This window comes from Mesorhizobium sp. B3-2-1, from assembly GCF_006439515.1.
GTDB lineage: Bacteria > Pseudomonadota > Alphaproteobacteria > Rhizobiales > Rhizobiaceae > Mesorhizobium.
Map to the genome: position 1 here is coordinate 180287 of NZ_VFTI01000008.1, position 20013 is coordinate 200299.

Below are 20013 nucleotides of genomic sequence, written 5' to 3' on the forward strand. Positions count from 1 at the left end.
GCCGACATAGTCTCCGCTGTCTCGAAGCACCGTTCCTGACTTTGGCGACCCGCTTCATGCGCGCGACCTTGCCCGGCTTCATCTACCAGGCCGGCAATCTCGCCGCGTCCCATGGCGGTCCGTATCAGGCGCGGATCGCCGAAGCACCCGGAGGGAGCTATGGCTACGCGCTGGCGCTTTTTGCCGGCGTGGTCGCCGTCTGCATCATCGTCGTCATTCGCTTCAGTCCGGAGCGGCGTGGCCAGGTGATGACCGTGCTGGGCTGAGAGATCAAGCCATCCTCAGCGCGATGACGCCCGCGACGATGCTGAGCGCGGCGGCACCGCGCCAGCCCGTCATCTTCTCGCCGAGCGCGTAGACCGAGATCATCATGGCGAACAGGATCGAGGTCTCGCGCAGTGACGCCACCGAGGCGATCGGCGCCTTGGTCATCGCCCACATCACGATCCAGTAGGCGGCGCCGGAAAGCACGCCGGTGAACAGCCCGGTCTTCCAGTCGCGCGCCAACACCGGCAGCGCCTTGGGCCCTCGGAAAACGAGGCACAGCACCAGCGCTCCGAGCGCATCGCAGATGAACAGCCAGGCGGCATAGCTTTGCGCGGTTGCCGCCAGCCGCGCGCCGCTGCCGTCGGACAGCGTGTAGCTGGCAATGAAGATCGACGTGCCCAACGCAAATGCGACCGCGCGCAGGTTCAGCTTCTCCAGATGCGCCCCGCCGCGAAACGACATCACCAGCGTTCCGGCCGACAACAGCAGGATGCCGACAATGGCGAGCGGCGCCGGCACCTCGGCGACCACGAACATGCCGCCAAGCGCGGCCAGCAGAGGTGCCGTACCGCGCGCCAACGGATAGGTCTGGGCGAAATCGCCGGCCTGGTAGGCGCCGATCAGAAAAGTGCGGTAGCCCATGTGGAAGATCACCGAAGCGGTGATGTAGGGCCAGACTTCCGCCTTGGGCACCTCGACGAAAGGCAGCACCACGAGGCCAGCGACCCCCATGCCGAACGTCATCAAAGTGATCGACAGGAAGCGGTCGAGATGCACCTTGACCAACGCGTTCCAGATCGCGTGCATGGCGGCGGCGGCAAGCACCGCGAAGAAAACGAAAAGTGTCATATGGAGCTCATCGACCTCCCCAGCCGAAGGGCGTTTCGAGATCGATGTCGACCCGGACGGGGAAGTGATCGGACGCAAGCTCGCCGATGTCGGCGCTGACCGAGCGCACACGTCCGGCGAACATGCCGCCGACAAAGCAATGGTCAAGCCGGCGCTTTGCCAGTCTGCCGTCTATGATCTTCTCATGCGTGTGAAAATCACCAGCCGGTTCAACCGCCATGGCGGCGGCATCGACGAAGCCGTCGAGATAGGCCGCCCCACGATGATAAGGCGTGCTACCGACGATGCGCCGATATTCGGGGCTGCCGGGTTCCATGTTGAAATCGCCCAGCCAGATCGCAGCCAGCGGGTTTTCCGGCTCGGCTTCCCCATGTGTCCAGTTACGCGAAGGTTCGTCATCCACGCCGCTCCATGGTCCCCCTTCCCGCGGCGCCCGGCGATGCGCGGCCAAGAGATAGTCGATCTGCTCCAACCGCTCTTCAGCCGCGATGTGCGCGAGATGCAGCGAAAGCACCCTGACCGGCCCGGCCGGTGTGCGGATCATGCATTCGAGCGCGGCATTGCGGGTGTTGAGCGGACGCAACGTGCGGCGCATCGGCAGCACGTGCAGCCGCGACCAGACGATCGGCAGCCTCGACAGGACCATGGTGCCGAATTGCCGGCGCCGGTTGACCAGATGGCCGTCCCGCCACTCGCTGGCGTCCATGTCGAAGGCGGGGCCATATACCCAGTGATAACCAGGCAAAAGGCGTGAAAGCAGTTCCGGCTGGTCGTCGAAATTGCTGCGCTGCCAGTGCCGCTCGACCTCCTGCAGGGCGATGATGTCGGCGCCCGCGACGAGGCGCGCCGCGCGCGAAAGATCGTAGCGCCCGTCGCCGCCGAAGCCGTACTGGATGTTGTAGCTGACCAGCTTCATTGCTTATCCGGCTCACTTCTCGGCATTGGCAGTAACGGTTCGGTCGATCGCTTGCAATGTGCAGGAAGACGGACGGGGCTTGGGCCAGCAGGGCAGAGGTCGAGACGCGGTATCTGCTAGTCGGTGGTCAGCGGTTGGAACCGGCCGGCGGGCGACGCCGCCAATTCCGCCCAGTCGATTTCTTCCTCCAGCCGGTGATAGGCTTCATCGCCGATCGTGCCGTTGCTGCGAAGTTCCTCCAGCGTGTCGCGCTGGCGGTTGATGGCGTAAAGCCGCAGCCGGTCGTATTCGGTCGCCGCCTGCGCATCCTCCGGGTTTTCCGCGATCTGCCGCTGAGCCTCGTACTGCTCGCGCACGACGGCCGCCGCGCCCGAGGTCTTACGGCTCAACACGTCAAGGGCGGCCTGCATGACTGCAACGCGCGCCTGAGCCACTTCGCGATCGATACTCGTGTCCCGTTCGAAGTTGAGTATCCGCAGCAAGGGCTTCAAGGTCATGCCTTGCAACACCAGTGTGCCCAGAACCACCGCAAAGGCGGCAAGCACGATCGGATCGCGGCCGGGGAAGCCCGCCGGCAGGGCAATGGCGACCACCAGCGTCACCAGCCCCCGCATGCCGCACCAGCCGACCAGCACGGCGCCGCGAAATGTCGGCGCGTCTCCCTGTTGGCCTTCGCCGTCGCGGGCGAACCATCGTATGATCGCAACGTAACTCGCCACCCAGACGAGGCGTGCCAGAATGACGACGACCAGCACGGTCGCGGCAAAGAGAAAGACTCCGCCCTGCCCGTCGCCGGAGAGCCGGCCGACGATCGACCGGGCCTGAAGGCCCATCAGCACGAAAGCCAGCACATTGAGCACGAACACCGCCGACTCCCAGACCGAATAGGTGCTGACGCGGCGTCTCGCCGACATGCGGCGCGGCGCGCTGCGCGCAATGGTGATGGCATAGACGACGATGGTGATGATGGCGGAAAGACCGAGCCTGTCGGCCAGGATCCACACCCCGAATGTCCCGGCGAACTGCACCACGGTGCTGCTTGCGGCGTCGTCGATCCGGGTAAGCGTCAGCAGCGAGACGCGGCCAAGCAGATAACCCGCGACCAAACTGCCGATCGTGGACAGCAAGATCACCGGAATGGCGTTGCTCAGCATGATCGAACCGAGCGCGGCCGAAACCGCCAGCCGGTAGATCAGCAGCGCGGTGGCATCGTTGAGCAGGCTCTCGCCCTGCAGGATGGCGGTGAGGCGGTACGGCACCCTGAACTGGCCGAGCACGGCGCTCGCCGCCACCGCATCAGGCGGTGCGACGATGGCGCCAAGCGCGACCGCCGCCGCGACCGGCAGCCCGGCCATTTTCCAGCCGACGAAGGCAACGACCACGGTGGTGAAGACCACAGCGCCGAGCGCCAGCAGCACCAGCGACAGCCTGTAACGCTTCAGGTCACGCAGCGACATGTCATAGGCCGCATCGAGAAGCACCGGCGCGATGAACAGGGCAAGAGCCAGTTCCGGATCGATCTCGATCACCGGCGCACCGGGTACGAAGGCAATCGCGACGCCCGCCAGGGCCAGAAGGGACGGATAGGGAATCTCCAGCCGCCGCGACAGCGCCGTCAGCGCGACGGCGGTCAAAAGCAGGACAAGCGTCAGTTCGAAAAGAGCCATGCGCTATCGTAGCGGCCGAATGAAACGATGGGCAGTGCCAAAGTCATGGCGTGAAACAACAGGATAACACCTCTGGCACGGGTTGTGTCGCCGCCGGCACGAGGAATCCGGAACGCTGGAGCACCCGTTGGGAGCGCCAACCGACGGTGGACTACCTAATGCAGCACCAGCATATCGCTCGACGAGAACGAAATCTCGGCCTTTTCACCGACCGCGGGTGGTGGCGTCGCCGGGCTGTTGAACGTGTCGAGCGACACCGTGTTGCCGCCGATGCCCACGCGAACACGGATCACCGAGCCGAGGAAGTGCACTTCGGAAATCTCGCCCGAAAGGCTGGAATCACGGCCGGGCTGGCGGCCGAGCGAAATTGCCTCGGGCCGCAGCGCCAGCGACAGCATGTCGCCGGACTTCGAGCCGTTGAGCTTGCCCTTGAGCGAGACTTCCTGCGTGTCGACCTGCACCGTGCCGGACGCGGCGTCGGTAACCTTGCCTTCGAGCACGTTCAGCGTACCGACGAAATTGGCGACGAATTTGGTCGCCGGCCGGTTGTAGATCTCGAACGGTGTGCCGACCTGCTCGGCCTTGCCGCCATACATGACGGCGATGCGGTCGGAGATCGACAGCGCCTCTTCCTGGTCATGCGTGACGAAGATGGTGGTGATGCCGAGTTTCTTCTGGATTGAGCGGATTTCCTCGCGCAGCGACACGCGCACCTTGGCGTCGAGCGCCGACAGAGGCTCGTCGAGCAGCAACAGCTTCGGCTTCGGCGCGATCGCGCGCGCCAGCGCAATGCGCTGCTGCTGGCCGCCGGAAAGCTGGTAGGGGTAGCGGTCCGCCATCTGCGGCAGCCTGATCATGTCGAGCATCTCGGCGACGCGGGCATCGATATCGGCCCTGGGCATGCCGGCGACCTTCAGGCCGAAGCCGATGTTCTGCGCCACCGTTAGGTTCGGGAACAGCGCATAGGCCTGGAACACCATGCCGACATTGCGTTGGTTGGGCTTCAACCGGGTGATGTCCTTGCCGGCCACGACGATCTTGCCGGCCGATGGCTCCTCGAAGCCGGCGACCATACGCAGCACAGTGGTTTTGCCACAGCCGGACGGCCCAAGGAACGAGACGAATTCACCCGGCTCGACGTCGAGATTGAAATCCTCCACGACCGTGGTGGCGCCGAAGGATTTTCGGACGTGCTGGATGGAGAGGAATGGCTCGGCCATGGTTCTTTCTTTCGATCAATTCGGACGGTTGGCGGACTTCGGCGCAAACCGCGACAGGACCTGGATCAGCGACATGCACCCCCAGGTGATTACGAAGGCGATAATGGACAGCGCCGCCGGTTCATAGGCCCGGTTGGCAACCAGGTTCTGCAAATATGGACCGAAAGCGGGCCGATTGAGCAGACTTGCCATGGTGAACTCGCCGATGACGATCGCGAACGTCAGGAAGGCGCCGGAGAGCACGGCGATCAACACGTTGGGCAGGATCACGCGGGTGACGATCGTACCCCAGCCGGCACCGAGGATCTGGGCCGCTTCCGTCAGCGTCCGCACGTCGATGGTCCGAAGTCCGGTGTCGACTGCCCTGTACATATAGGGCAGCGCCAGCGCCGCGTAGCCGATGACCAGCAGAGCATTTGTGGCCAAATTGTTTGACAGGAACGGCAGGGGCGAATTCGAGCCATACATCCTGATATAGCCGAAAACGATGACGATGGCCGGGATGACCAGCGGCAACAAGGTGATGAACTCGACCACCGGGCGAAGCTGAGGCAGACGCAGCCGGATCCAATAGGCCGTGGGCACAACGATCAGAACACCAAGAAGGATGGTGAAGACCGCCACGATCACCGAATACATGAAAGTTGTCTGGAACTGGCTATCGCCGAGCACGACCTTGTAGGCGTCGAAGGAATAGACGCCGCGACGCATGCGCAGCGAAAACTCGATCGTCGAGATGAGCGGTATGAAGAAATAGGCCGCGCCGAGGATGAAGACGACCCAGGCCCAGAATTTGCCAGCCTTCATTTGAGCCACCTCTCGGAACGGGTCCGGAACCAGATGTAGAAGATGTTGGCCAGCCCGGTGATGAAGATCATGCCGAACGCAATCGCATAGCCGAGGTGGGCATTGTGCAGCACGTCGCCGCGTATCTGCGCGTAGAGCAGGATGGGCACGATGTTGAGCGAAGAGCCCGTTAGCGCATAGGCGGTGGCGATGGCGCCGAAGGCATTGGCGAAAAGCAAGATCACGGTGCCCAGGAAACTCGGCCATAGCACGGGTATCACAACCATCCGCCAGTACTGCGACTGTGTGGCGCCGAGCGTCGCTGCGGCCTCACCCCATTCCTTCTTCAGCCCGTCGATCGCCGGCACGATGATGACCACCATGAGAGGGATCTGGAAGTAGACATAGGTGAGCGTCAGCCCCCAGAACGACAGCAGGTTGAAACCATGCGCATACAGGTTCAGCCCAACCAGCGTATTGAGCAGAACGGTGACCAGCCCAAGGCGGCCAAGCGTGGCGATGAAGGCGAAGGCAAGCGGCACGCCGGCGAAATTGGAAGCCACCCCGGAAAAGGTCAGCGTTGCCGACCGTATCCAGTTCGGCAGACCGCCGCGCACGATGGCAATCGCGATGGCAAGGCCTGCAAAGGCGCCGATCAGTGACGAGGCGAGGCTCACCTTGATCGATATCCAATAGGCGGCAACGATGTTCGCCTGCGATAGCGCGAAGATGTTTTCCAGCGTGAATTCGCCGGCATCGTTCTGAAATGCGCCGAGCATCAGGTAGAGCGTCGGCAAAATCAGGAACATGATGGCGAAAATGAAGAACGGCGTCACACCGAGCCACTGCGTCGGAAACCGCAAGGCGCGCGCTTCTCCTGGGGGCGCGGTCTTTCCCGCAATGGCCTGACTGGAAAGCGTAAGATCGGTCATGCGCCGGCTACCGTCTTCGAGGAAAGACCGGGCGGACACGTGGCCGCCCGGTGGATTTCAAGTTTTTACTTGACGTTGGCGCCGACGACAGCGTCCCAGTTCTTGGTGATGGCTTCCTTGGCCTTGCCCTGTTCGTCGAGCGTCGGGAACGCGGCGGCGGCATAGGATTCCGCCGGCGGCAGCTTGGCCAGCACATCAGCCGGGACCTTGCCGTTCTTGGCAAGATCGTTGAAGCGGATCGGGTGGCAATAGCCCTTCAGCCAGCCGATCTGGCCTTCGTCGGAATAGAGGTATTCCATCCACAGCTTGGCTGCATTCGGATGCGGCGCGAAAGCGCTGATCGCCTGCACGTAGACACCGGCGACGACGCCGGTCTTCGGCACGATGACGTCGACTGGCGGGTTGCCCTTCAGCGTGTCGCGGCCCGAAAGCGCGTTGTAGTCCCAGGTGACGAGGATCGGCGTCTGGCCCTGTGCGAGCGTCGCCGTCTTGCCGATGACCGGCACGAAATTGCCGGCGGCGTTGAGCTTCTTGAAGAAGTCGAGGCCAGCGGTGCCGGCGGCTTCACCAGCTGCCGCACCACCGGAAAGGCCCGCGGCGTAGACGGCCTGGATGGCCTGGTTCGAAGCGCGTGGATCACCGGCAAGGGCGACCGAGTTTGCGAATTCCGGCTTCAGCAGGTCGGCCCAGTCGGTCGGAGCTTCCTTGACCAGATCCTTGTTCACTTCGAAGGCGAGCACGCCGTAATAATCGCCATACCAGGCGCCGTCGGCATCCTTGGCGCTGTCCGGGATCGAGTCCCAGGTCGACACCTTGTAGGGCATCAACAGGCCATCGGCCTTGGCGGTCGGGCCGAACGAGAGGCCGACGTCGATGACATCAGGAGCCTGCGGGCCCTTGTTGTCCTTGTTGGCCTTGATCGCCTCGACTTCGTCGCCGGAACCGGCGTCGGGGTTGAGTTCATTGACGGTGATTTCCGGATATTTCGCCTTGAAGCCGGCGATGACCTCGCCGTAACCACACCAGTCATGCGGCAAGGCGATCGTGGTGAGCTGGCCTTCGGCCTTCGCGGCCTTGATGAGATCGTCCATCGAAGCGGCGGACGAAATCACCGACGACACCATGAGGGTCGCGGCCGAAAGGGAAAGCACTTTCCCCGTGAGTTTGAACATGTGTTCTCTCCATTAAACTGACGCCGTTGGACGTCTGCGATGCGGTATCGTTTCCGTGTGACAGCCAGATGAAAGCTTTGTGAAACCGGCGCCTCGCAGCGTGAAAAGTTAACTCTTTTTAACGGGCTGTAGCAATTAGCCATCACTTTATTTTCCGGCTAATCATTAATCCGTCCTATATTGCCCCTTCCCCTTTCCTTTCCCTTCGTTTCCCGATCAACTTCCGCACCCCGGAACCGGCCTTAGACCGTCCCGGCGATAGCGTTTTCGAGCAGCGTCAGCGCGGCCTTCTTGGTCAGCTTGACCGGATTGCCGCCGGCCGTCGGATCGACCACCGCCATGTCGGCGATCAGCGCCTTGCGCTTCTTGTCCATGTCGAGCCCCTTGATCAGGCCCGGCAGCGCGTGCGGCACCTTCAATTCCTTGCGCAATTTGATGATCGCCTTGGCGAAGCCGTCGAACCCGCCCTTGATGCCGCAATAAGCGGCGAGCCTGGCAATACGCTCCTCGATGGAGTCCCGGTTGAAGGCCAGCACATAGGGCATGAACACCGCATTGGTCATGCCGTGATGGGTGTCGTAGAGCGCGCCGATAGGATGCGACAGCGAGTGGATGGCCCCCAGTCCCTTCTGGAAGGCGGCAGCGCCCATGGCGGCCGCGCTCATCATATGGGCGCGGGCGACAAGGTCCTTGCCGTTGGCATAAGCCTTCGGCAGGTTCTCGAACACCAGGCGCACGCCTTCCACGGCAATGCCGTCGGCCATCGGATGGTACCCTGGTGCGCAATAGGCTTCGAGGCAATGGGCGAGCGCGTCCATGCCGGTACCGGCGGTGATGAAGCCCGGCATGCCGACCGACAGTTCCGGGTCGGCAATGACGATCGCCGGCAAAAGGTTCGGATGGAAGATCACCTTCTTGGTATGCGTCGCCTCATTGGTGATGACACCGGCGCGACCAACCTCCGAGCCGGTTCCGGCCGTGGTTGGCACCGCGATGATCGGCGCGATGGCGTCGGAGTCGGCGCGCGTCCACCAGTCGCCGACATCCTCGAAATCCCACACCGGCCGCGTCTGGCCGGCCTGGAAGGCGATCAGCTTGCCGAGGTCGAGCGCCGAGCCGCCACCGAAAGCAATGACGCCGTCATGCTTTCCCTTCTTGAACACCGCGATGCCGGCGGTGAGGTTGGAGTCTACCGGGTTCGGCTTCACCTCGGAGAACACGCCATAGGGCACCTTCGCCTCATCCAGGATCTTCAGCGTCGAGGCGACGACCGGCAGTTTCGCCAATCCCGGATCGGTCACGAAAAGCGGCCGCTTGATGCCGGTTGCCGTGAGCACCTCCGGCAATTCCTTGATGCGCCCGGCGCCGAAGCGGACGGTGGTGGGATAATTCCATTTGGAGATGAGCTTGGACATTGCTTGTCTTTCGAAAATTAGATGGCTTCGCGCAGATGGAAGGATTTCGGCCGGGTCAGATTGTCGTAGCCGAGCGCCGACAGGGCAACGCCCTTGCCGGTGTCCTTGACGCCGGTCCAGACCAGCGCCGGATCGAGATAGTCGCAGCGGTTCATGAACACCGTGCCGGTCTCGACCCGGTCGCCGATCGCCACCGCATGCTCGGTGTCGCGCGTCCAGATCGAGGCCGTCAGTCCGTAGGGGCTGTCGTTCATCAGCGCGATCGCTTCCTCGTCGTTGCGCACCTTCATGATGCCGACGATCGGGCCAAAACTTTCCTCGCGCATGACACTCATCTGGTGGTCGACTCCCGTCAACACCTCCGGCGCCAGATAGGGCGAGCCGGCCCTGTCGTTAGCCACCTTCATATTGATGTGCGCCGCCGCACCCTTGCGCAACGCCTCGGCCTTCTGCTCGCGGATCAGGTCGGCGAAACGCGCCTGCGCCATCGGCCCCATTGTCGTAGCTTGCTCCAGTGGATTGCCGACGACATAGTTCCTGGTCTCGGCGATGAAGCCTTCGACGAACTCGTCATAGACCTTCTCGTGCACATAGATGCGTTCGATGCCGCAGCAGCACTGGCCGGAATTGAAGAAGGCGCCGTCGACGAGGTTGGCGACCGCGTGGTCCATCTTGGCATCGGGCAGCACATAGGCCGGGTCCTTGCCGCCGAGTTCGAGGCCGAGCGTCATGAGGTGCCGGCCGCCGCCCTTTCGATGGCACGGCCGCCGCCGACCGATCCGGTGAAATTGACATGGTCGATCTTGCCGGAACCCAGCAGTTTTTCGGTCTGGGCGTGGTTGAGAACCACATTCTGGAACACGCCCTTGGGCAGGCCGGCCTTGTCGAAGGCTTGGCTGAAGCGCTCGCCGACCAGCAATGTCTGCGCGGCGTGTTTCAGGATGACGGCGTTGCCGGCCATCAGCGCCGGCACGATGGTGTTCACGGCGGTGAGATAAGGATAGTTCCAAGGGGCGATCACCATGACCACGCCGAGCGGATCTTTCTTCACGTAGCGGCGGAACCCATCCTTGGGATTGGAGGCCGGCACGGGCTTGAGCGCCTGCTCGGCGATCTCGACCATATAGTTGGTACGTTCCTTGACGCCGCCGAGCTCGCCGCCATAGCGAACCGGCCGCCCCATCTGCCAGGCGATCTCCGGCACGATCTCGTCGGTCATCGCGACCAGCGCTTCGAGCATCGCCAGCATGTACTTGCCGCGCTCGACGATCGGCGTCTTCGCCCACGTCTCCTGCGCCGCCTTGGCGCGCTCGACCGAGGCGTTGATCGCCTGGTCCGTGGCGACGATCGGACGCTCGGCGTAGATCGAGCCGTCGATCGGAGATTTTAACTTGACCGTTTCGGTCATTCGTTCAGTCCTCGCACTTCATGAAATCTTGATTGGCGCCGCCGCCTTCGAGCGATGGCCGTAGGGCAGCGGTGGCTTGGTTTAATATCGCTCGAACCCTCTGTGCAGTTCCCAATCCGTGATCCGGCGGTCGTATTCGAACTGCTCCCACTTCGCCGTGTGGACATAGTGTTCGAGCACATCCTCGCCGAGCGCCTGTTTCAGCATCTTTGACTTGGCCAGCGTCTCGGTGGCGTCTCGCAGCGTCTTCGGGATCTCCGGCAAACGAGAGGCCTGATAGGCGTCACCGACGAACGGCTTCTGCAGGTCGAGCTTTTCGTCGATGCCGGCAAGGCCGGCCGCGATCAGCGCGGCAAAAGCCAGATAAGGGTTGAGGTCGGCGCCGCCGATGCGGCATTCCATGCGGATGCCCTTGGTGCCCTCACCGCACAGGCGGAAGCCGGCGGTACGGTTGTCCTCGCTCCACATGATCTTGGTCGGCGCGAAGGTGCCGGCCTGGAAGCGCTTGTAGGAGTTGATGTAGGGCGCCAGGAACCAGGTGAACTCCTTGGCGTATTTCAACTGCCCGGCCGCCCATTGCTGACCGAGCGTCGACAAGGTCCAATCTGCCTTTTTGTCGAAGAACAGCGGCGTCTTGCCGTCGGCGCTCCACAGCGAATTGTGGATGTGGCTGGAATTGCCGGCGAGCCCGTAATTGTATTTGGACATGAAGGAGATCGCTTTGCCTTCGGACTCGGCGATTTCCTTGGCGCCGTTCTTCAGGATGACATGGCGGTCGGCCATGTCGAGCGCTTCGGCATAGCGCACATTGATCTCTTCCTGGCCCGGGCCCCACTCGCCCTTGGAATTCTCGATCGGGATTCCCGCCGCTTCCATCTCGTTGCGAAGCCGGCGCATGACGCCTTCTTCCTTGGTGGTGATGCCGATCTGGTAGTCGCCGATATAAGGCGATGCGGTGTCGAGACCTTGCCAGTGCTTCCTGCGGGCGGAATCGTAGGTCTCGTTGAACAGATAGAATTCGAGCTCGGAAGCGAAATAGCCGATGTAGCCACGCTCCGTCAGCCGCTTGACCTGCTTCTTCAGGATGGCGCGCGGTGAGTGCGGCAGGTCGTCATGGGTGTGGTGGTCGAGCACGTCGCAGATCACCAGCGCGGTCTTTTCCAGCCAGGGAATGCGCCGCAGCGTCGCGAGGTCCGGCTTCATGACGAAATCGCCATAGCCCTTCGACCAGCTTGCTGCCTTGTAGCCCGGCACCGGCTCCATATCGATGTCGGCCGCCAGCAGATAGTTGCAGCCATGCGTCTCGTCATGCGCGGAATCGACGAAGTACTGCGCCAGGAACCGTTTTCCCGCCAGTCGGCCCTGCATGTCGACAATGCATGCCAGCACCGTGTCGATCTCGCCATTGGAGACCGCTTTCTTCAACTGATCGAACGAGAAATTTCCGGCCATTCCTTTGGCACTCCAGTGCTTGGTCGTTTCGGGCTTGTCATGTTGACGGAACTAGAAAACCGTGGCGAGCGAACCCGCCACGGTTTGATTGGCTGTTCAGGCGGATTCGCCGACGGCCTTTTCGGCCGCTGCGATGATCGCCCTGCGCTTGGCGATTGCCGCCTCGCCGATAGGCGGCCCCTGGAAGCGGCGATTTTCAACGGCGAACCACAAAACGACGAGCAGAATGATCAATCCGATCGCATAATTGATCAGGATGTCGAAGGGCGGTTGGATGCCGGCATACATCAGCACCATGACACCAATCACGGTGATGATGGCGAACGGCTTTGACCAGATGCCGAGCCGGAACGGTCCGAATTCGGTCCAGGTCTTTCCTTCCGCAAAAAGTCCGGCCGCTATCGGCATGGCATAGGAGACGTAGAGGAAGAGAGCGCAGCCGGCTGCAAGCGCCGCGAAAGCCGGCGAATAGAGCGTGGCGGCGATCGACAGCACGACACCTAGCCAGATAGCCGGGACCGGCGTGCGCCAGGTCGGCGAAACCTGCTTCCACAAGGACGATCCCGGCAGACCTCCGTCACGTGAAAAGGCGAAGATCATGCGCGAGGTCGAAGTAAGGCCGGCCAGCGCGCACAGATAGTTCGACAGCACGATGCAGATGCCGAGCAGATCCTTGAGCCAGGTCGGCGCCGGCAGGTTGTTGAAGAGATTGAACCAGGCATTGCCGCCGTCCTTGGCGGTCGCCACGAGATCGGGGCTCGCGAGGACGAAGGAGACCGCCATCACGAAACCGAAGACGAGAGACCAGAGAACCGCGTGGATCATACCTCTGGGCACCGCAACGCGGGCATTGTGCGTTTCCTCGGCGGTATGCGCCGAGGCGTCGAAACCGGTGATCGTGTAAAGCGGGTAGAGAAGGCCGATCAGGAAGGCCACGAGTGCAGTGCGGGCCGTCGGAACATAGCCACCACCGAGATCGCCGGTCGTGTTGACGAAGGTCGTCAGTCGCGAAAGGTCGAAACCATGCGCGCCCCAGATCAGGAAAGTCAGCGTCAGCACGACCGCAACGACGAGGATGAGGTAGCCGGAAAAGTCCGTCAATCTCGTTGTCGTCTTGATGCCGAGATGATTGAACAGACCTTGGGTGACGGTAATGATCACGACAGCCACCGTCTGCTGCCAGAAGCCCCAGGTCGATGTGTCCCAGCCGAAGATCGGGCCTGCGACGAGCCCTTGAAAAAGCAGGTAGACGCCGACATTCACCGAGGCGACCACGAAGATCAGGCCGAGCAGGTTGATCCAGGCCGTGGCCCAGCCCCAGCCGCGTCCGCCCAGGATCGACGACCAGTGATAGAGGCCGCCGGCGGTAGGATAGGCCGAGCCGATCTGGCCCAACGAAGCAGCGACGACAAGGGCGAAGACGCCCCCGATGACCCAGCCGATGGTCGCCTCGAAACCACTGCCGGTGGCCATCGCCAGCGGGAAAGACGTAATGCCGCCCGCCAGAATGCAGATAATCGAGAAGGAAATGGCGAAGTTGGAGAAGCCGCTCATGCGGCGAGCCAATTCCTGGGCGTAGCCCATACTGTGAAGGATTTTTGTGTCCTCCGACTTGTCGGAGTGATCAGGTGTTGTCATGTCAGAATTCCCCTGTTGGTTCTTAGCTGGCCGATTGAACTGACTTTCCGACTGCGCTTCGTCGAGAGCCCTTGGCCTCCTCTGGCTCCAGATTCAAAAAAATGCCCGTAAGCAGATCCGCCCATTTCCGCTGCCCGGTTTCACCGGAGATTTCATCGTTGCGGATTTCGATCATCGCACAGGGCAAGCCACGCGAACGCGCATGCCGTTCCAGCGTGAAATAGACGCGGTCGGCAGGCGAATAGGGTTCGTTGACCCCGACCGCAACCCCGGCCAACCGCTTCAGCGCGCCGATCAGCGGCGCCGCCAGGCGGCGATCCTCGTCATGGATGATGCCGATATGCCACGGCCGGTTGCGGCCCTTGTAGACCGGCGTGAAGGAATGCACGGAAACCAGCCGGGTCTCTTGCCCGCGCGCCAACCGTTCCTCGACGATGCGCTCGATGGTGCTGTGAAATGGCTGCCATGACAGAGCGACCCGCGCCGCGCGCTGTTTCTCTGACAGGCCGGTATTCCCTGGTATGGCTGTCGTTTCGCTGACCGGCGGCACCAAGTCCGGCGCGTCGAGCGGCCGGTTGCAGTCGATGACCAGCCGCGAAATGCGGGTTTCGACCAGCGTCGCATCGAGCGCCTGCGCCATGCGCAGCGCCACCGGCAGCGCGCCGGGATCCCAGGCGATGTGACGCGACAGGTCCTCGGCGGCAAGGCCGAGCGTGCCGAATTCGGCCGGCAGGAAATTGGAAGCGTGGTCGCAGGTCAACACGAAAGGGCTCGATCCGCCGGGGTTCGTCACCCGCACGGTATCAGACGATGCAAGGCTGGCGGGCCGTGCTTTCTCCATAGTCTGCAGTCCCCGGGGAGCGCCGTATCGTATGTTACGTATTTTGCCTCATTGCGTCCCTATGGATGATTTCATACAGTTTGTTTGGCTTTGTCAAATGCGATCTGAGGAAAAGACCGTCTGCGGGCCAAGGTGGGGAAAAGATGATTTCCAACATTGCCGAATTGATCGCCGACCGTATCGGCGCGATGCCCGCCGGCGAACGGCGTGCAGCGCAGACGCTGATCGCGAGCTATCCAATGATCGGCTTGAAGACGGTCGCCGAATTCTCGGCCGCGGCCGGCGTCTCCTCGCCGACGATCCTGCGTTTTGTCGCCCGGCTCGGCTTCCAGAACTACCCGGAGTTCCAGTCGAGCCTGCAGGACGAACTGGCGGCGCAACTGCAGTCTCCGGCGATACGAACACTCAACCCGCCTTCGCCCAGCGGCGGCATGGCGTCTCCGATGCTGGAGGCGACGCTCGACAATATGCGAGAGACCTTCCGCCATCTGTCCGACAAGCAGCTTGCCGACATTGCCACCAGACTGGCCGAGCGGCGCGGCAAGACCTTTCTCATCGGCGGCCGCTTCACCGATCCGCTGGCGCGCTACATGGCCGCCCATCTGGCCGTCATCCAGCCCGACGTCTTTCACCTCGCCGGCCAGGAGAGCATGTGGCGCGACAGGCTGATCGACATGGGCAAGCGCGACGTGCTGGTGATCTTCGACATCAGGCGCTACCAGGACAGCCTCGTCCGCTTCGCCGAGAAGGCGCATCAGCGCGGCGTTCAGATCGTGCTCTTCACCGACCAGTGGCTGTCGCCGATCGCCCGCTTTGCCCGCCATGTCATCGCCGGACGAACCGCCGTGCCCTCCGCATGGGATTCTTCGGCGGCGCTTTTCGTCGTCGCCGAAACGCTGATCGGCGCCGTCACAAGACAACTCGAGGCCGACGGCGCCCGGCGCATCCGCGAGATGGAAGGCCTGCGATAAGCAGATTCCCCGGCCATCGCATCAGTTCCGCTACAGCGTCCCGAATTCACGTTACCGAGATTTAATGTGCACGATTGCGTGATAATTGCCATAAACCGATGATAATCGGGCGCGGCCGGTTGTTGCCGCCAGCCCGCATCGTCGCTGCATCCGCTTCCACCTGGAACCCAGCGGACGATTGTTGCCGCTGGGGTATCGATGTCGAGCTGGAAACAGATTGTTCTTGCATTTGTGATCGTGGTCGCCGCCGTGGCTGCGTGGGCGCGTTTCTACCCCGGCGCTCCTGAAGTGCTGGCACGCTGGGACTGGGCGTATGGCGCGACGCCTCCAGCGAAGGAAACCGCGGCGGTTGGCGCCCGGCAGGTGGGGCGTACCCGGATTGCCACGATCGTCGCGTCGCCAGCCAGCATGGCCACCATCAACGATCGCCTGCAGGCGATCGGCACCGGCCGTGCGAACGCCTCGGTGACCGTCAATCCCTACAGTTCCGGCCGCCTTGCCGAGTTGCTGGTCGAATCCGGCAGCCGTGTCGACAAGGGGCAGATCATCGCGACGCTCGATTCCGAGACGGAGATCATCGCCCAGAACCGGGCCAAGCTCGCCTTGCAGGACGCGCAAGCCAAGCTCGACCGCGTCAAGTCGCTGCGCGCCTCCAACGCCGCCACGCCGGTCGCGGTGGCCGATGCCGAAGTGGTGCTGGCCGGAGCCAAGCTGGCGCTTCAGGATGCCGAGCTTGCGCTGCGGCGCCGCTCGATCCTGGCGCCGATCGCCGGCACCGTCGGCATCCTGCCGATCTCGGCCGGCAACTACGTGACCGACCAGTCGGCGATCGCCACGCTTGATGACCGGTCCTCCATCCTGGTCGATTTCCAGGTGCCCGAGCGCTTCGCCGCCGCCGTCAAGGTCGGCGCGCAATTGACGGCGACGCCGATTGCCAATCCGAGCAACGCCTATACCGGCACGGTTTCCGCCATCGACAACCACATCGACGAAAAGAGCCGCACCCTGCTGGTCAAGGCCAAGATCGCCAACCCGGCCGATTCGCTGCGCGCCGGCATGTCGTTCGGAATCACCGTGAAGTTCCCCGGCGAGACCTATCCCTCCGTCAGCCCGCTGGCGATCCTGTGGGGATCGGACGGCGCCTATGTCTGGCGGATTGAGGACGGCAAGGCCAGGCGGTTGCCGGTTCGCATCATCCAGCGCAACACCGAAACCGTGCTGATCGACGCGGAGATCGGCAGCGGCGACATGGTGGTCACAGAAGGCACCCAAAGTGTCAGCGAAGGCGGCGAGGTTCGCATCGCTGGCCAGGAGCAACGCACCGTCGACGCCGCGGAAGGCTCATGACCGGCACCGTCAACGCCGCCAGCGATACAGGCTTCACCGCGCTGTTCATCCGCCGGCCGGTCATGGCCTTCGTGCTGAACACCCTCATTGCCGTTGCCGGCCTCGCTGCCTTCTACGGTGTCGAGGTCCGCGAACTGCCCGACGTCGACCGCGCCGTCGTCACGGTCTCCACCACCTTCGAAGGGGCCGCGGCCGAAACCGTCGACCGCGAATTGACCGACACGATCGAGGGCGCGGTAGCCCGCGTCTCCGGCGTCAAGTCGATCTCGTCTTCCTCCTCCTTCGGATCGAGCCGCGTCACCATCGAGTTCAACGACGGTGTCGACCTCAACGTCGCCGCCTCGGATGTCCGTGATGCCGTCGGCCGCGTCGCCAACCAGATGCCCGATACCGCCGACCCGCCGCGCATCGTCAAGGCCGACGCCAATTCCGACGCGGTGATGCGACTGGCGGTGACCTCCGACACTATGTCGATCCAGGACATGACGGTCGTGGTCCAGGACGAGATCGAGGACGAGCTGGCAGCGGTGCCCGGCGTCGCCGACGTCCAGGTCTACGGCGATCGCGACAAGATCTTCCGCATCGACGTCGACCAGAACAAGCTCGCCAGCCTTGGCTTCACGGTCGCCGATCTCCGGGCGGCGCTCGCCTCCGTCGCCTTCGATTCCCCGGCCGGGTCGATCACCACGACCAACCAGGATCTGATCGTGCGCACCACGGCCGACGTGACGACGCCCGAGGAATTCGAAAACATCATCATCGGCGGCACGACGCGCATCCGCGATGTCGCGACCGTCACGCTCGGCCCCGATGTCGGCCAGACAACGCTGCGTTCGGACGGCAAGACCGGCATTGGCATCGGCATCATCCGCCAGGCGGAATCAAACACGCTGGACATTTCGACCGGCGTCCAGGCCGCCGTCGCCAAGCTGCAGAAGAACCTGCCCAAGGGCATGGCGATCAAGGTCACCAGCGACGATGCTGTCTTCGTCAAGGGCGCGGTACACGAGGTCGAGATCGCGCTCGGCCTGTCGGTCACCATGGTGCTGATCGTCATCTATGTCTTCCTGCTCGACTGGCGCGCCACGCTCATCCCCGGCCTGTCGATGCCGGTCGCCATGATCGGCACCATAGCCGCCATCTACCTGGCCGGCTTCTCGGTCAACATCCTGACGCTGCTTGCCCTGGTGCTGGCCACCGGCCTTGTCGTCGATGACGCCATCGTGGTGCTGGAAAACATCGTGCGCCGACGCAACGAAGGCATGGGGCCGCGTGCGGCCGCCGTGCTTGGCGCACAGGAAGTGTTCTTCGCCGTCGTCGCCACGACGCTGACGCTGGTCGCCGTCTTCGTGCCGATCTCGTTCCTGCCCGGCCAGACCGGCGGCCTGTTCCGCGAATTCGGCTTCGTGCTTGCGATGTCGGTGCTTCTGTCCTGCGTGGTGGCACTGACGCTTTGTCCGATGCTCGCCTCGCGCATGCTGACCAGCGCGTCGCTCCACCACGAAGGCGGCCACGGCATCGGTGCGCGCATCGGCGGCGTCCTGAATGCCGGCTACAAGCGCGCGCTCCATGCATGTCTCGACGCGCCGTGGATCGTGGTTCTTGTCGCGGTGCTGTTTGCCGGCGTCGCCTTCACGCTGTTTGGCACCATCCGCCAGGAGCTGACGCCGACCGAGGACCGCGCCGCCGTGCTGTTGCGCATCAACGCCCCGCAAGGCGTCAGCCTCGACTACACGACCCAGCAGATGCAGAAGATCGAGCGGCTGATCCAGCCGATGCGCGATTCCGGCGAGATCCGCTCGACCTTCGAAAACGCCGGTCAGAACGGCTCCTACAATTCCGGTTTCATGGTGATGACGCTGGCGCCGTGGGACGAGCGCAGCCGCAGCCAGCAGCAGATCATGGGCGAGATCAGCCAGTTGACCAGGCAGGTGCCCAGCGTGCGCATCTTCCCGGTCCAACCCAACAGCCTCGGCATCCGTGGCGCCGGCAACGGCCTGCAGTTCGCGCAGGTCGGCAACGACCGCAAGGCGCTCGGCGATGCGGCGGTCAAGATCATCGACGAGATGCAGAAGGACCCGCGCTTCCAGTCGCCGCGCCTGTCGATCGACCCGACGCAGCCGCAGCTCTCCGTCGCCATCGACCGGGAGCGCGCTTCCGATCTCGGCATCGACATATCGGGGCTCGCCAACACCATGCAAGCCATGCTCGACGGCAATGACGTCGTCGATGTCTACATCGCCGACCGCAGCTACGGCGTGAAGCTGGTCTCGACCACCAATCCGATCAACGACCCGACCGATCTGGAAAATGTCTTCCTCAAGACGGCGGATGGCCGCTTCGTGCCGATGTCGACCATCGCCACGCTGACCGAACGCGCCGTGCCGCCGTCGCTGTCACGCGAACAGCAGCAGCCTTCGGTGGCGATCACCTCGAACCTCTCGGGCAATTTCGCGCTCGGCGATGCGCTGGCGCGCGCGCAGGAAATCGCCACGCCGCTCCTGCCACCCGGCAGCCGCATCCTGCCGCTGGCCGAGGCCGCGACTTTGGGCGAGACCAACAGCGCCATGATCACCATCTTCGGCTTCGCGCTGGTCATCATCCTCTTGGTGCTGGCCGCCCAGTTCGAGAGTTTCGTCAGTGCTGTCATCATCATGGCGACGGTGCCGCTCGGCCTTGCCTGCGCCATCTTCGCGCTGCTATTGTCGGGCACCAGCCTCAATGCCTACAGCCAGATCGGCCTGGTGCTTCTGGTCGGCGTCATGGCCAAGAACGGCATCCTGATCGTCGAATTCGCCAACCAATTGCGCGACCGCGGCCTCGGCGTGCGCGAAGCGATCGAGCAGGCCTCCACCATCCGCCTGCGACCGGTGATGATGACGATGATCTGCACAATCCTCGGCGGTGTGCCGCTTGTGCTGGCCGCCGGCGCGGGCGCCGAGGCACGCGTGGCGCTCGGCTGGGTCATCGTCGGCGGGCTTGGCCTGGCCACCGTCTCGACGCTGTTCCTGACACCGGTCGCCTATCTCCTGCTTGGCCGTTTCGTCACGCCGAAGATCCATGAGCAAGCACGGCTGAAGCGCGAACTGGAGGAAGCCGCCTACACCAATGTGGAACCGGCGCAATAGAGAT

Annotated in this window: 15 protein-coding genes and 1 pseudogene; 4 read left to right on the forward strand and 12 right to left on the reverse strand. The window is 63.2% G+C overall.

From position 1 onward, the window contains the following. The first annotated feature begins 56 nt into the window (after nucleotides 1-56). A complete protein-coding gene (locus tag FJW08_RS11260) occupies nucleotides 57-266 on the forward strand; it encodes a hypothetical protein (protein WP_246682305.1) in 210 nt (69 codons plus the stop codon). Between the two features lie 4 nt (nucleotides 267-270). On the opposite strand, the gene FJW08_RS11265 is transcribed toward FJW08_RS11260, so the two are convergent. From FJW08_RS11265 to FJW08_RS11320, 12 genes and pseudogenes are all read right to left on the reverse strand, one after another. After that, nucleotides 271-1116: an EamA family transporter gene (locus FJW08_RS11265; protein WP_140756085.1), complete on the reverse strand. Its 846-nt coding sequence runs from the start codon at nucleotides 1114-1116 to the stop codon at nucleotides 271-273. A gap of 7 nt (nucleotides 1117-1123) precedes the next feature. Further along, a complete protein-coding gene (locus FJW08_RS11270) occupies nucleotides 1124-2032 on the reverse strand; it encodes an endonuclease/exonuclease/phosphatase family protein (protein ID WP_140810597.1) in 909 nt (302 codons plus the stop codon). 116 nt (nucleotides 2033-2148) lie between these two features. Further along, entirely contained in the window at nucleotides 2149-3699 is a 1551-nt protein-coding gene (locus tag FJW08_RS11275) for a sodium:proton antiporter (RefSeq protein WP_140810598.1), read from the reverse strand. A gap of 155 nt (nucleotides 3700-3854) precedes the next feature. Continuing rightward, nucleotides 3855-4919, reverse strand: a complete 1065-nt coding sequence (locus FJW08_RS11280; RefSeq protein ID WP_140810599.1) for an ABC transporter ATP-binding protein — start codon at nucleotides 4917-4919, stop codon at nucleotides 3855-3857. Nucleotides 4920-4934: 15 nt separating this feature from the next. Next, nucleotides 4935-5726: an ABC transporter permease gene (locus FJW08_RS11285; protein ID WP_140810601.1), complete on the reverse strand. Its 792-nt coding sequence runs from the start codon at nucleotides 5724-5726 to the stop codon at nucleotides 4935-4937. After that, entirely contained in the window at nucleotides 5723-6637 is a 915-nt protein-coding gene (locus FJW08_RS11290; RefSeq protein ID WP_140810602.1) for an ABC transporter permease subunit, read from the reverse strand. Before FJW08_RS11290 ends, FJW08_RS11285 begins: the two co-directional genes overlap by 4 nt. A 65-nt stretch (nucleotides 6638-6702) precedes the next feature. Then, nucleotides 6703-7809, reverse strand: a complete 1107-nt coding sequence (locus tag FJW08_RS11295; protein ID WP_140756097.1) for an ABC transporter substrate-binding protein — start codon at nucleotides 7807-7809, stop codon at nucleotides 6703-6705. 242 nt (nucleotides 7810-8051) lie between these two features. After that, nucleotides 8052-9224, reverse strand: a complete 1173-nt coding sequence (locus FJW08_RS11300; protein WP_140810603.1) for an iron-containing alcohol dehydrogenase — start codon at nucleotides 9222-9224, stop codon at nucleotides 8052-8054. Between the two features lie 17 nt (nucleotides 9225-9241). Further along, nucleotides 9242-10632, reverse strand: a pseudogene (locus FJW08_RS11305) (aldehyde dehydrogenase family protein). An 81-nt stretch (nucleotides 10633-10713) separates the two neighbouring features. Continuing rightward, the gene (locus tag FJW08_RS11310) at nucleotides 10714-12084 is read right to left on the reverse strand and encodes a glutamine synthetase family protein (protein WP_140810604.1); all 1371 of its coding nucleotides are present in this window, start codon (nucleotides 12082-12084) and stop codon (nucleotides 10714-10716) included. A 96-nt stretch (nucleotides 12085-12180) separates the two neighbouring features. Next, complete coding sequence (locus tag FJW08_RS11315) at nucleotides 12181-13722, reverse strand: amino acid permease (RefSeq protein ID WP_140756105.1); 1542 nt, start codon at nucleotides 13720-13722, stop codon at nucleotides 12181-12183. 22 nt (nucleotides 13723-13744) lie between these two features. Further along, on the reverse strand, nucleotides 13745-14563 hold the full coding sequence (locus FJW08_RS11320) for an N-formylglutamate amidohydrolase (RefSeq protein ID WP_140810605.1): 819 nt from the start codon (nucleotides 14561-14563) through the stop codon (nucleotides 13745-13747). Between the two features lie 143 nt (nucleotides 14564-14706). Here FJW08_RS11320 and FJW08_RS11325 point away from each other — a divergent pair, with 143 nt between their 5' ends. From FJW08_RS11325 to FJW08_RS11335, 3 genes are all read left to right on the forward strand, one after another. Next, complete coding sequence (locus FJW08_RS11325; RefSeq protein ID WP_140756109.1) at nucleotides 14707-15534, forward strand: MurR/RpiR family transcriptional regulator; 828 nt, start codon at nucleotides 14707-14709, stop codon at nucleotides 15532-15534. A gap of 198 nt (nucleotides 15535-15732) precedes the next feature. Then, the gene (locus FJW08_RS11330) at nucleotides 15733-16881 is read left to right on the forward strand and encodes an efflux RND transporter periplasmic adaptor subunit (protein ID WP_140810607.1); all 1149 of its coding nucleotides are present in this window, start codon (nucleotides 15733-15735) and stop codon (nucleotides 16879-16881) included. Next, nucleotides 16878-20009 carry an efflux RND transporter permease subunit gene (locus FJW08_RS11335; protein WP_140810608.1) on the forward strand — a complete coding sequence of 1044 codons (3132 nt, stop codon included), beginning with the start codon at nucleotides 16878-16880 and terminating at the stop codon, nucleotides 20007-20009. Before FJW08_RS11330 ends, FJW08_RS11335 begins: the two co-directional genes overlap by 4 nt. Nucleotides 20010-20013: the final 4 nt, after the last annotated feature.